This window comes from Chromobacterium sphagni (genome assembly GCF_001855555.1).
Taxonomy (GTDB): domain Bacteria; phylum Pseudomonadota; class Gammaproteobacteria; order Burkholderiales; family Chromobacteriaceae; genus Chromobacterium; species Chromobacterium sphagni.
This window is the reverse complement of record NZ_MKCT01000001.1, coordinates 927180-940042: the sequence shown is the minus strand read 5'-3', so window position 1 is coordinate 940042 and position 12863 is coordinate 927180. Positions and strand designations below refer to the sequence as shown.

Sequence of the window (12863 nt, the reverse complement as noted above, 5' to 3'; positions counted from 1 at the left end):
GGACTTGGCCGACATGTTGCTGCGACGCAGCAAGATCAAGGCCGATAGCCGGAAATTGCCGTAGTCTCCCCACTACGGCGCGCAAGCTGCTTATGATGGCCATTCGATTATGACAGGTGATGAATCGGCATTGGCGCAGTGCCGATTGATGACCAGTCGAAAACAGGGATGAAACATGAGCGAACAAGACAAGGACCTGCCGCTGCGGGCGGATCTGGCCTGCCTGGACCGGCTGCTGGCCGAAGTGGTGAACGAACAGGAAGGCCCGGTGGTGTACGGCGCGGTGCAGGCCATCGCCCAGCGCCGCGGCGATGAGCGCAGCCACCCGCTGCCGCAGCTGGCGCCCGAAGCCGCCGCCTCGCTGCTGCGCGCCTGCGGCCTGTACGCGCAGCTGTTCAACATCGCCGAGGATCTGCACCACAACCGCCGCCGCCGCGCCCACCAGCTGGCGGGCTCGCTACCGCAGCAAGGCAGCCTGGCCCGCGCGCTGCACAAGCTGCGCCAGGACGGCGTCAGCTTCCACAGCCTGCATCAGCTGCTCAGCCACGCCCAGGTCGGCGCCATCCTCACCGCCCACCCCACCGAAGTCCAGCGGCAGAGCGTGCTGGACGGTCATCGTGCGGTGCGGCGCTTCCTGTCCCAACTCAACGCCGCCGATCTGACTCCTGAAGAGCGCGAGGAGCTTGAGGCCAAACTCAAGCGGGTGATCCTTGGCCTGTGGCAGACCTCGGAAATCCGCCATTTCAAGATGACGGTGCGCGACGAGATCACCAACGGCGTCGCCTACCACCCGCTGGCCTTTTTTGAGGCGCTGCCGGCGCTGTACCAGCGGCTGGAGCGCGCAATCGGCCAGCTGTGGGGCGAGGTGCCCTGCCTGCCGTCCTTCATCCGCGTCGGCAGCTGGATAGGCGGCGACCGCGACGGCAATCCCAATGTCGACGCCGGCCTGCTGCGCCAGGCGGTGACGCGCCAGGCGCAGCAGGCGTTCGAACACTATCTGCGCGAATTGCAGAGCCTGTATCGCGAGCTGTCGCTGTCGTCGCGGCTGGTGAGCGCCAGTCCGACGGTGCTGGAGCTGGCGGCGGACTCGCCGGACGGCGCGGTCAGCCGCAGCGAAGAGCCGTACCGCCGCGCGCTGGCGACGATGCAGGGCAGACTGCGCGCCAGCGCCCAGCAGCGCGGCGTCGAGCTGAACTGCCGCTGGGACGAACGCCAGCCTTATGCCAACCACCACGCGCTGGCGGCCGATCTGGCGGCTCTGTCCGACTCGCTGCACGCGCACGGCAGCGCGCTGCTGGCCGAAGGCCGCCTGGCCAACCTGATCCGCGCCGTCGATGTGTTCGGCTTCTTCCTGATGCCGCTGGACCTGCGCCAGCACGCGGCGGTGCACGAGGGCGCGGTGGCCGAGCTGTTCAGCGCCGCCGGCCTGGAGGAATACCGGGCGCTGGACGAGGCGGCGCGGGTGCGGGTGCTCACCCGCGAGCTGGCCACGCCGCGGCTGTTGTATTCGCCCTATCTGCGCTACAGCGCCGAAACCGCCAAGGAGCTGGCCATCTTCCGCGAAGCGGCGGCGATCCAGCGCGAGTTCGGCGTCGACGCCATCGGCCAGTGCATCATCTCCAACTGCGCCAGCGTCAGCGACATCCTGGCGCTGGCGCTGCTGTGCAAGGAGGCCGGGCTGATCCGGCAGGAAAACGGCGCGCCGCGCGCCAGCGTCAACCTGGTGCCGCTGTTCGAAACCATCGCCGACCTGGAAAACAGCAGCGCGGTGATGGCGGCGCTGTTCGCCCTGCCCTGGTACCGGCAGTTGCTGGACAGCCGCACGCGGGTGCAGGAGGTGATGCTGGGCTATTCCGACAGCAATAAGGATGGCGGCTACCTGACCAGCCAGTGGCAGCTGTACCAGGCCGAAACCCGGCTGGTGAAGTGTTTTGACGAGGCCGGCGCGCGGCTGCAACTGTTCCACGGCCGCGGCGGCTCGGTGGGCCGCGGCGGCGGGCCATCCTACGAGGCCATCGTCGCCCAGCCGGCCGGCAGCGTGGCCGGCCGCATCCGCATCACCGAGCAAGGCGAGGTGATCACCGCCAAATATTCCGATCCGGCCATCGCCGGCCGCAATCTGGAAGCATTGGTGGCCGCCACGCTGGAGGCCAGCCTCGGCCATGCGCCGGGCGGCGAGACCGACATCCAGCCATTCGAGGAGCTGTCCTGCACCGCTTTCGCCGCCTACCGCGCGCTGGTGGAAACGCCGGGCTTCATGCAGTACTTCCTGGAGGCGACGCCGGTGACGGCGATCGCCAAGCTCAATATCGGCAGCCGCCCGGCCTCGCGCAAGAGCCTGTCCGCCATCACCGACCTGCGCGCCATTCCCTGGGTGTTTTCCTGGTCGCAGTCGCGGCTGATGCTGCCGGGCTGGTTCGGCGTCGGTTCGGCGGTGGCCGCCTATGTGCAGAAGCACGGCGACGCCGGTCTGGCGCGGCTGCAGGGCCTATACCGCCATTCGCCGTTCTTCCAGGTGATGCTGTCCAATATGGAACAGGTGCTGGCCAAGGCCGACCTGGGCATCGCCCGCCGTTTCGCCGGCCTGGTGGCCGACCGCGAACTGGCGGCGCGGCTGTTCGGCATGATAGAGGCGGAATGGCAGAAGACCCACGACGCCTTCTTCGCCATCAGCGGCCAAAACGCATTGCTGGAGGGCAACCCGACGCTGCGCCGCAGCCTGGAAACCCGGCTGCCCTACCTGGACGCGCTGGGCCTGCTGCAGATCGACCTGCTGGCCAAGCTGCGCGCCGAGCCCGAAGACGAAGACACGCTGCACGCCATCCACCTGACCATCAACGGCACCTCGGCCGGCCTGCGCAATACCGGCTGAACGTAAAAAAATCCGCGGCCCGGCGCGAAGCCGTAACCGCGGCAGAATCCATGGCGCCAGCCCCATGGCAGGCGGACGCCTGGACGGAGAGCGCTCAGCGCAGCTCGGCCACCTTGCTTGCCTTGGCGGCTGGGCCGTCGCTGCCCAGCTCCACCGCGTAGGCCAGCGCCAGCTGCGAGAACTTCAGCGCATGGCGCGCCTGGTTGCCGGAGCTGGCCAGGGTGTCGCTACTGCTGTGGATATAAGGGTTGGACTTGTCGAAGCTGGACTCGAACGGGAAGGACGCCGGGTAGCCCTGCGCGTGCCACGAAGCGTGGTCGGAGCAAGCGTAGCCGCACTGGCTGTAGCCGACTTTCAGGTTGGGCAGATAGGCCTTGGCCAGATTGGCGAGGAAGGTATTCTGCGCCGCGTTGGTGTAATCGGTGAACAGAAAGATGTCCTGCGCGTCGCCCTGATAGTTGGTCATGTCCAGTTGCAGCGCGCCCACCACCTTGACCTGCTGCTGCTTGAAGCGCTTGGCGATGTCGGACGAGCCGCGCAGGCCCACCTCCTCCGCCGCGTAGGCCATGAACTTGATGGTGCGGCGCGGCTGGTAATTGCTGGCCAGCAGCACGCGCGCCACCTCGGTCAGGCTGGCCACGCCGGAAGCGTCGTCGTCGGCGCCGGGGGCGCGGCTGTTTTCGCCGGTGCCATTGCCTACCGTAGAGTCCAGATGGCCGCCCAATACCAGGGTTTCGGCGGCGTTGTCCGTGCCCTTGATGGTGAGAATCACCGATTTCTGCGGCCAGCTGGCGTGGCTGAACTGCTCCACCGTGACATCGCTGCGGCTGCCGGCGAGCTGCTTCCACTGGCTGGCGATCCAGTTGGAGGCATTGACGCCGTGGCTGGTGGTGTAGAAACGGTTCTGGTAGCCGGACAGCGACTGGATGGTGCCGAGGATGTTGCTGTCCTGCAGCTGCGGCAACAGCTTGTTCACCGTCGCCTGGTTGTCTATCGCATAGCTGGGCGCCAGCGTGGCCAGCGCGGCGGCGGGCCCCCTCAGCGAAGCGCGCGCTTCCTGCAGGCTGGGGTGGACGATGAAGCCGCCGCAGTGGCGCAGGTTTTCATGGATGGCGTCGGACAGGCGCGGCAGCAGCGCTTCGTCCACGGCCACCAGATGCACGGTCTCGTCGGCCTCGCCCTTGGCCAGCGCGCTATTGGGCGCCAGCTTGCGGCTCTCCTGGCTCTTGATGCCGGCATCGAGCTTGCGCAGCAGCTGGTAGCCTTGTTCTCCCAGCGAAATCCAGACCGGTTGCGCGGCCTGAGCGGTGCCGGCCAGGCTCAGCATGGCCAGCAGTATGGTTTGACGCAGTTTCAACATGTATGGTGCTCCCGAGCGGAGGCCGGCGCCTCCCGGCGCCGGCACTGCTGTCAGATGCGGCCCCGGACGGGACCGCGGTCCTGGCGGCGGCTTATTACTGCTGGCAAGTCACGCCGACGGCGGAGAAGGCCTTGGTGACATCGGCGCTGCTGTAACCGCGATCGCCGGCCGCCTTGACCACGCCGCAAGCGGCGCTGTTGTAGGTGGCGTTGGCGGTCCAGTACAGGCGGTTGGCGTCGACGAACACTTCAAACGCCTTGCGGGTGTTCCAGCCCGGGCTGGTGGCGATCAGGTAGAACGCCTTGTTGTATACCCCGCTGGAATAGTGCACATCCAGGCCGTTGTAGTAGTCCTTGGCGTTGCCGATCGATTGGCCGTCCTTGGTCGGGTCGGCGAAGTAGCGCAGCGCGCCGGTCTTCTTGAAGATTTCCGCGCCCACCAGGAAGTCGTTCTTGCCCTTCATGTAGTACTCAGCGGCTTCGCCTGCCATGTCGGAGAATGCCTCGTTGATGCCGCCGGACTGGCCGTCGTAGACCAGGCCGGAGTTCTGCTCGGTGAAGCCGTGGCTGACTTCATGCGCGGACACATCCAGCGAGACCAGCGGGTAGAAGGTGCTGGCGCCGTCGCCGAAAGTCATCGCGGTGCCGTCCCAGAAGGCGTTCTCGTAGTTGCGGCTGTAGTGCACCTTCATCAGCAGCTTCTGATTGATCGGCTTCAGATTGAACCAGTCCTTGTACAGGTTGAACACCACGTTGCCGAAATAGTGGGCATCGTTAAGCGGCGAATAGGCGCCGTTGATGGCCTTGTAGGTATTGGTCGGGCAAGCGAACTTGTACGGCGTGGTGCCGCTGGTGCCGCCGTTGAGGTTGACGGTGGCGACGTTGCCGCTGTCCATCTTGCAGTCGCTGGTGACGATCAGCGGACCGTAGTCGGTGCCGTACAGGTATTTGCCGGTCTTGGCATTGCCGCCGGGGCCGTTGGCTTCGGCGTGGTTCAGGCCTTCCCATTGTTTCAGCACCTGCCCGCTGTTGGCGTCGATGATCAGGTGCGGGCGGCTCGGCTCCTTGCCGTCGACCACGAAGGACACCAGGTAGACCAGCTGGGCGGTGTTGCGCTCGTTCAGGCGCACCACCAGGTCGGCCTTCTCGTTGTAGGTGGGGTTGCCGTTGGCTTTCAGCGATTTGGCCTGCGACAGCGCCTGGGCGACGCTGAGAGTGGGCTTGGAGGACGCCAGGTCCGACTGGATGCCGGCGATGTAGTGGCCGGACAGCTTGCCGACAGTCTTGGCGACGGCGCCGGCCTGTTTTTCCTCAACCACGGCCTCGCCCCATACCGGCACGCCCTGGTAGTACTGCTGGAAGCGGGTAACCACTTTGCCGGTGGCGAATTGGGTGCTGCGCAGCGGCTTCAGGTCGGCCTGATCGACGCCGGCGAAAGCCGAAGCGCTGTTGGCCTGGGCCTTGCCCAGTTTTTCCAGGTCGATACGCTCGGCCGCCAGCGCCGCCGAGCTGAGCACCGCCAGGGCGGACAATACCAGACCACGCAACATCAATTGCTGTTTTCTCATCACGGACTCCAAATGTAGGCAAGGCAGGACGGGATGCGTCCTGCGCAACGTCGCCAGCTGATGGCCAGCGACAACGGAGCCGTAGCGCGGTCCCTGGACGGGCTGTCGTCATGCCGCCGGTAGTCCGGCGGTTTTGAAGGGAGAACCGATGCCGCCCGGGCGATGTACTGTCCGCCGGCGCCTCTCGCGGGAGCCGTGCGCATTGCCGGGCGCCATCATTCGCCACCCTGAAAACGGATTCCGAGGCGCGTCTGCGGCTAGCACCCGGGAGGGATCCGCCGCGACCCCCTGCCAGGTAGTCGCAAACTGGATGGACGGTGGTGACAGTGTCCTGACCCATTCAATCCCAAGTGCATAAATTATGTATTGGAATTTTCTTGCGCATATTCATCTGTACTTTCTGGCAGTTGAAGATAAGGTATGAGCGCCTGATGAGGCTGGATCAATTGCGGTATCTGGTTTTTTGTGTTCCGGCGACAGTCCCTTGGAAACGTAAATTAACGATATATTTCGCGATTGTTTTTATTTACGCGAATTTGTTGTAAAAATATGACAATAGTATTTTTTGACCGGCTGGAATGATCATTTTTCGACAGACACGGGCCGGCAAAACCGGCCCGGATGGGGAGGTCAGGGGGCGAGACGGGAGCGCTGCCAGCCGCCATCCAACTGCAGGATATACACCACGCGGTCATGCAGGCGGCTGGGGCGGCCCTGCCAGAATTCCACCCGGTCGGGCGCCACCGCATAGCCTCCCCAGTGCGGCGGACGCGGCACATTGATGGGATGGCGCGCGCCGAACATCGCCGCGCGGGTGACCAGCACCGCCTTGGAAGAGATTTCGCTGCTCTGCTCGCTGGCCCAGGCGCCCAGGCGGCTGGTATAGGGCCGGCTGGCGAAGTAGGCGTCCGAAACTTCAGGCGCCACCCTGGCCACCTTACCCTCCACCCGGACCTGGCGCTCCAGTTCCGGCCAGAAGAAGGTCAGCGCCACATGGGGATTGTGGTCCAGCTGCTGCCCCTTGCGGCTGAGATAGTTGGTGTAGAACAGCAGCTGGCCGTCCTCCACCCCCTTGAGCAGCACGATGCGCGAGGCGGGCCGGCCGTCGGCGCCGACCGAGGCCACGTTCATCGCGGTCGGTTCCGGCACCTGGGCGGTCAGCGCCTCGTTCAGCCACACTTCAAACTGCGCCACCGCATCCGGCAGGCAGTCCTCCGGCGACAATTCTTTCTTCGAGTATTCCAATCGGACATCGGCGAGATTGAGCGACATATTTCCTCCTGAGCCGGTCATCTTAGTGTATCCCGGCCGTCGCGGAAATGCGCCGCGTCAGATGGCCCGGCCATCCCGCCTGCCAGCGGGGCTGGCCGGACCCGAGCTCAGTTCAGCGCCTGGTTGATCACCGCGGCGATGCGGGCGCCGGCTTTGGCCAGTTGCTGCTCTACCAGCAGTCCGCCGGCGCGCAGATAGGTGTTGTCCAGGTAGACCGGGGTGGCCGGAGAGCTGCCGCAGGCAAAGCCGGCCAGCGGGCCGTAGACTTCGCTCCTGGCGTACTGGTTGGATTCATGCACCCAGTCCATCACGCTGCCGCGCTGCCAGCCGGCGACATCGCGCCGGTAGCGCTGCAGGTCCTGGCCGGCCCAGCTCTGTTCGCTGGCGCCGGCAAGCTGCTGCTGCACCAGGGCGGTATCCCATACCGAGTGCAGATTGCCGACCTTGCGGCTGCCGGGCAGCTGCACCTTGAAATCGTTGCCGCCGCGGTCTAGGTTGTCGGCCGCGTGCAAGGGCTGGTGGATGTCGCCCACCATGTGGATCAGGAAAGTCAGCGCCTGGGCGCGATCGGCCTTGGCGGCGGACTTGTCGGCCAACACCTGGCGGTAGCGCTCGATCTGGTTGGCCGCGCAGTTGCCGTCCGGGCACTCGTCCTCGGTCACACCGGAGCACACCGGCTCATCGTTGTAATGCCACTGGTCGGAACCGGGCAGCGTCTGTTTCAGCTCTTGCTTGTGCTGGTCCATGTACAGCGCCAACTGGGCGAAATCGGCGTTCGGGATCAGCTGGTTCACCGCCGTCCTGGCTTGCGCGCTCAGCAGCTGCTGGGCGATGTAGCCGGTGATGCGGTGGCCTTCCTGGCCCCAGGCCAGCGCCTGGGCGCTGTTGGCGGCGCAGCCCGCGGCCAGCAGCAATGCAACGATCTTCTTCATGTTTTCTCCCGGATGATTTCTGTTGTTCTATGGCTGACTTGTCGCAGCGACGCGCATCATACGGGATGAATATGAAAAACAGATAAATGCTTTAATATAAAGATAATACTTATCAATAACTTCTCATTGAAAACCATTTGAAATCAATATCGATTCTTCGCCGCCGCTGGCCGATTGGTATTTTTCCAGCAGCATCCGCCGCAGCGCGTCCAGCGCCGGCTGACGCCACTGGCGGCGGCGGATCAGCACGGTCAGCGCGCGCGCCAGGTCGGCAGGCAGCCCATGCACCGACACCTGCCCGGCCATCAGCGGCATGCTGTCCAGCAGGCTGCGCGGCACCATCGCCAGGCCCATGCCGCTGGCGACGCAACTGAGCATCGCATGGTAGGAGGTCAGCTCCACAATGCGCCGCGGCTGCACGCCCTGCTGCCGCAGCCAGTATTCCAGCCGCTGGCGGTAGGCGCAGCCGCTGCCGAAAGTCAACAGGGTGGAGTCGGCGAGAAAATGCAGCGACAACTGCCGCAAGCCGGCCGCCGCCACCAGCACGATTTCTTCCTCGAACACCACGGTCTGCTCCAGCCTGTCGTCGTCGGCCGGCCCGCTTACCAGCGCCGCATCCAGTTTGCCGTCCAGCACCGCATGGATCAGCGCGCGCGACTCCCCGGCCTGCAGCTCCAGGCGCACTTCCGGATAGCGGTGATGGTAGTCGGCCAACAGCGGAGCCAGCCGCGCGGCGGCGGTGCTTTCCATCGCGCCCAGGCGCAATTGGCCGCGCGGCGTCTGGTCCAGCATCGCCTGGCGCGCCTCCTCGGCCAGCGCCAGCAGGCGCTCGGCGTAGCCTCCCAGCCGATGGGCGGCGTCGGTGGGCAGCAGGCGCCTGCCCTCGCGCAGAAACAGCTCCACGCCCAGTTTGTCCTCCAACTGACGCAAGCGGGTGGTGACGTTGGATTGCACCCGGTTCAGCCGCTGCGCGGCACGGGTGATGCCGCCCTCCTGCAGCACGGCCTGGAAGATGCGCAGTTCATCCAGATCCATCATTCTCTCCTGAAGATTATTTTTATCATAATAATTCATTTTTAATGAATATTTTGCGGATCTACCATCAAGCATCCCACTCAAGGAGCTTCCGATGCCCGCACTCTCATCCCGCCAGGGTTATCTGGCCGCCGCCGGCGCCGTAGCCATCTGGACCGGCTTCAATATCGTCTCCCGTCTGGGCGGCAAAAGCGTGTTGGCCGGCACCGACATCCTGGCCCTGCGGGTCGGCACCGCCGCGCTGATCCTGCTGGCCTGCGGCGGCCTGCCGCGCGGCGCCATCCGCGACGCCAGACTGTGGCTGCTCACCCTGCTGGGCGGCCTGGGCGTCAGCGTCTTCGCCTACAGCGGCTTCAAATTTGCGCCGGCCGCGCACGGCGGCCTGCTGCTGCCGGGACTGCAGCCCTTCCTGGTGGCGCTATTCGCCTGGCTGCTAGCCGGCGAGGCGCTGCAACACCGCAAGTTGCCAGGCTATGGCCTGATCGCATTGGGTCTGGCCATCAGCGCCGTCCCGATGCTGGACGGAGAGTCGGGCGGCCAAGCCTGGCTGGGCGATCTGCTGCTTCTGGCGGCTTCCTTATGCTGGGCGGCCTTCGGCGTGCTGGCGCGGCGCTGGGGCTACCAGGCGTGGCCGCTGACGCGCGCCATCACCATCATGGGCGCGCTGCTCTATCTGCCGCTTTACCTGCTGCTGCTGCCCAAACATCTGGCGGCGGCGTCTTGGGGCATGCTGGCCTTCCAGGCGCTGTACCAAGGCGTGGCCGCCGCCATCCTGGCGATGCTGCTCTACCTGCGGGCCATCGCCAGCCTGGGCGCGGTACGGGTGGGGGCGCTGTTCGCGCTGATTCCGATCCTGGCAGGCGTGCTGGCGGCGCCCCTGCTGAACGAGCCCTTGACCGGCTACCTGGAGGCCGGACTGGCGCTGGTCAGCCTGGGCGCCTGGCTGGCGGCTCGGGAAACCCGGGCCACGCCGCCCCAGGCCTGCCGGCTAGGCGCTGCGCAGCAAGGCCAATAACGCCTCGCCGTCCAGCCTGGCGCTGATGTCGGCGCCGGCGAGCAGGCTGTCGGCCAGCGCGCGCTTTTCCGCGTGCAGCGCGACGATCTTTTCCTCTATGGTGCCGGCCGCCACCAGCCGGTACACCGTCACCGGGCGCTGCTGGCCCATGCGGTAGGCGCGGTCGGAGGCCTGGTCCTCCACCGCCGGATTCCACCACGGGTCCAGGTGGATGACGTAATCGGCGGCGGTGAGGTTGAGGCCGGTGCCGCCGGCCTTCAGGCTGATCAGGAACAGCTCGCCGTCGCCAGCCTGGAACGCTTCCATGCTGGCCTTGCGCTGCTTGATGGGCGTCGATCCATCCAGGTAATGGTAATGCACGCCCAGGCCGTCCAGATGGCGGGCGACGATGGCCAGGTGGTCGACAAACTGGCTGAACACCAGCGCCTTGTGGCCGTTGTCCAGCAGCTCCTCGCAGATTGCGGCGAAAGCCGCCAGCTTGCTGGCCGGCAGCGCGCTGTCCGGCTGCGTCAGCTGCGGATGACAGCAGAAGCGGCGCAGCCGGGTCAGTTCAGCCAGCACCTGCATCGCCTGGCCGCCGGCGGCCGGGTCGGCCTCGGCCAGCTTCTGCAGCGCCTGCTGGCGCATCGCCTCGTAAACGTGGCGCTCTTGGTCGGACAACTCTACCAGGCGGACGATTTCGGTCTTGGGCGGCAGCTCGGTCAGCACTTCGCGCTTGGTGCGGCGCAGCAGGTAGGGCTGGATCAGCGTCTTCAACTGCCGGCGGGCATCGTCGTCGCCATCGGCTATCGGCTGAGCGTAGCGCTGCTCGAACTGCGCCAGGTTGCCCAACAGGCCGGGCGCGACGAAGCGGAACAGGCTCCACAGCTCGCCCAAATGGTTTTCCACCGGCGTGCCGCTGGCGGCCAGACGGAAATCGGCGCGCAGGCTCTGCGCCACCTGGGCGCGCTGGCTGGTCGGATTCTTGATCGCCTGCGCCTCGTCCAGCACCGCCGTCGCCCAATGCACCCCGCAGAAGGCGTCGGCCTGGCGCTGCAGCAGGCCATAGCTGGCCACCACCAGGTCGCCGGGACCGACATCGTCCAGCCGGCGGTTCTGCTGATAGGGGCGCAAGCGCAGCGACGGCGCGAAGCGGGCGGCCTCGGCCAGCCAGTTCAGCGCCACCGAGGTGGGTGCCACCGCCAGCTGCGGCCCCAAATGGGCGCGGGTGAGCAGCAGCGCCAGCGTCTGCACCGTTTTGCCCAGGCCCATGTCGTCGGCGAGGCAAGCCCCCAGTCCCCAATGCGACAGCCGCGCCATCCAGGCGAAGCCCTGCAGCTGGTATGGCCGCAGGCTGGCCTGCAGCGTGGGCGGCACCTGCGGCTGGAAATCGGCCGCCGTCCGCCAGCGCGCCGCCTGCCGGCGCCAGTCCTCGTCGCCGCCGAATTCGCCGGCTTCCTCGCCCAGCTCCAGCAGCCGCGGCGCGGCCAGCGGGCTGATCGCCAGGCCATCCGGACCGGCGTGGTCCACCAGCCGCGACAGTTCGCCCAGGCGGTCGCGCAGGCTGCCAGACAGCGCCAGCCAATCGCCATCGGACAGCTTGAGGTAGTTGCCGCGCTGACCGGCCAAGGCCGCCAGCAGATGGCGCAGCGACACGATGCGGCCGTCGTCCAGCTCCAGCTCGCCGTCGGCCTGCAGCCAGCCGCCGCGCTTCTTCACCTTCAGGCGCAACTGCGGCAGGCCGGCGCCCGCCGCCAACCTGATCTTGTCGCCCTGCGGCCACAGGCAATGCACGACGCCTTCGCCCTGGGCCTGCAGCTGCGCCAGCATCGCCAGCGCCGACTGCTGCCCGGCGAACAGCCAGCCGTCGCCGTCGCGCTGGCCGCTGGCAATGGCCGGGCAAGACTCGCGCAGCGCGCGCAGGCGGCGGCGCTCGTCGGCGAGATCGCGCCGCAGCTGGCGGTATTCGCCGTCCAGCTCCAGCACCAGGCCCTCGGCGCCGCGGCCGGGCGCGCTCCAAGCGGCGGCCGGATGCGGCCTCACCTTCAACTGCAGCCGCAAGCCTTCCTGTTGCCGGGTCAGCAGCGCGTACAGCGCCGGGTCGGCCGGGCTGCTGGGCAGGGCCGGGTCGAAAGCCGGACTGGCGTCCCGCAACGGCAGGCCGGGCGCGACGTCGCGGATCGCCTCCAGCACCCGCATCCTGGCCTGCCACGGCACGGCCAGGCCGTGGCCGACCAGGTCGGCCAGCGCCGACAGCTCGGCGGTCAGCTCATACACCAGCAGCCGGTCCGGCGCCGGGCGCTGCCACAGCACGCCGCCGCAATTGGCCAGGCCGGCGGGAATCAGCCGCAGCCGCAGCTCGGCCCCCGCCCGCTCCATCTCCAGCGCCGGCTGGCCGCTTTCCACATGGATGCGCCGCGCAGGTTGTTCGGCATCGAACACCAGCGGGTGGCCGATCAGCATCGGCAATGCGGCGGTGGCGTCCAGCAGGCCGGCGTCGCCGTCATGCTGGTCCAGCTGCGCCAGCAGCAGGCGCAGCAAGGGCAGGTCGTGCGGGCGCAGCGCCTCGCTTTCCCTTTGCAGCAGGGTGGCCAGCGCGCAGGCGCGGCCGCGCCCCCAGCCATCGGCGGCAGCGGTTTGCAGCAGCGGCCGCAGCTGGACGCCGGAGTCGGCGAGGCGCAGGCGCCAGATCAGGCGAATGGAAGGTTGCGCTTCGGTCATGAGTCATCGCAGAACGGGAAATCGGGCCGATGTTGCCGGATTCGGCGCGCGCTGCAAAGCGCAATCAAAAACGGCAGCCTGGGCTGCCGTTTGCCTTGACGGTCAAAGCG

General features: G+C 66.8%; 8 protein-coding genes. 2 read left to right on the top strand and 6 right to left on the bottom strand.

Going from position 1 to position 12863, the window contains the following annotated elements; translation table 11 throughout:
• Nucleotides 1–175 precede the first annotated feature (175 nt).
• The gene (gene ppc / locus BI344_RS04555; RefSeq protein ID WP_071111734.1) at nt 176–2872 is read left to right on the top strand and encodes a phosphoenolpyruvate carboxylase; all 2697 of its coding nucleotides are present in this window, start codon (nt 176–178) and stop codon (nt 2870–2872) included.
• A gap of 94 nt (nt 2873–2966) precedes the next feature.
• Here the strand turns inward: ppc and BI344_RS04550 are convergent, their stop codons facing one another.
• From BI344_RS04550 to BI344_RS04530, 5 genes are all read right to left on the bottom strand, one after another.
• Complete coding sequence (locus BI344_RS04550; protein ID WP_071111733.1) at nt 2967–4232, bottom strand: M28 family metallopeptidase; 1266 nt, start codon at nt 4230–4232, stop codon at nt 2967–2969.
• 94 nt (nt 4233–4326) lie between these two features.
• Nucleotides 4327–5799: a M4 family metallopeptidase gene (locus BI344_RS04545; RefSeq protein ID WP_071111732.1), complete on the bottom strand. Its 1473-nt coding sequence runs from the start codon at nt 5797–5799 to the stop codon at nt 4327–4329.
• Nucleotides 5800–6429: 630 nt separating this feature from the next.
• Nucleotides 6430–7071 carry a pyridoxamine 5'-phosphate oxidase gene (pdxH, locus tag BI344_RS04540; RefSeq protein WP_071111731.1) on the bottom strand — a complete coding sequence of 214 codons (642 nt, stop codon included), beginning with the start codon at nt 7069–7071 and terminating at the stop codon, nt 6430–6432.
• A 107-nt stretch (nt 7072–7178) separates the two neighbouring features.
• Nucleotides 7179–8003, bottom strand: coding sequence for a S1/P1 nuclease (locus tag BI344_RS04535; RefSeq protein WP_071111730.1), 825 nt, complete (start codon nt 8001–8003; stop codon nt 7179–7181).
• A gap of 123 nt (nt 8004–8126) precedes the next feature.
• Nucleotides 8127–9038, bottom strand: a complete 912-nt coding sequence (locus BI344_RS04530) for a LysR family transcriptional regulator (protein WP_071111729.1) — start codon at nt 9036–9038, stop codon at nt 8127–8129.
• 94 nt (nt 9039–9132) lie between these two features.
• Between BI344_RS04530 and BI344_RS04525 the strand changes: the two genes are divergently transcribed.
• Entirely contained in the window at nt 9133–10053 is a 921-nt protein-coding gene (locus BI344_RS04525) for a DMT family transporter (protein ID WP_071111728.1), read from the top strand.
• On the opposite strand, the gene BI344_RS04520 is transcribed toward BI344_RS04525, so the two are convergent.
• Nucleotides 10027–12753, bottom strand: coding sequence for a DEAD/DEAH box helicase (locus BI344_RS04520; RefSeq protein WP_071111727.1), 2727 nt, complete (start codon nt 12751–12753; stop codon nt 10027–10029). The two genes, BI344_RS04525 and BI344_RS04520, sit on opposite strands and share 27 nt — an antisense overlap.
• Between the last annotated feature and the right edge of the window lie 110 nt (nt 12754–12863).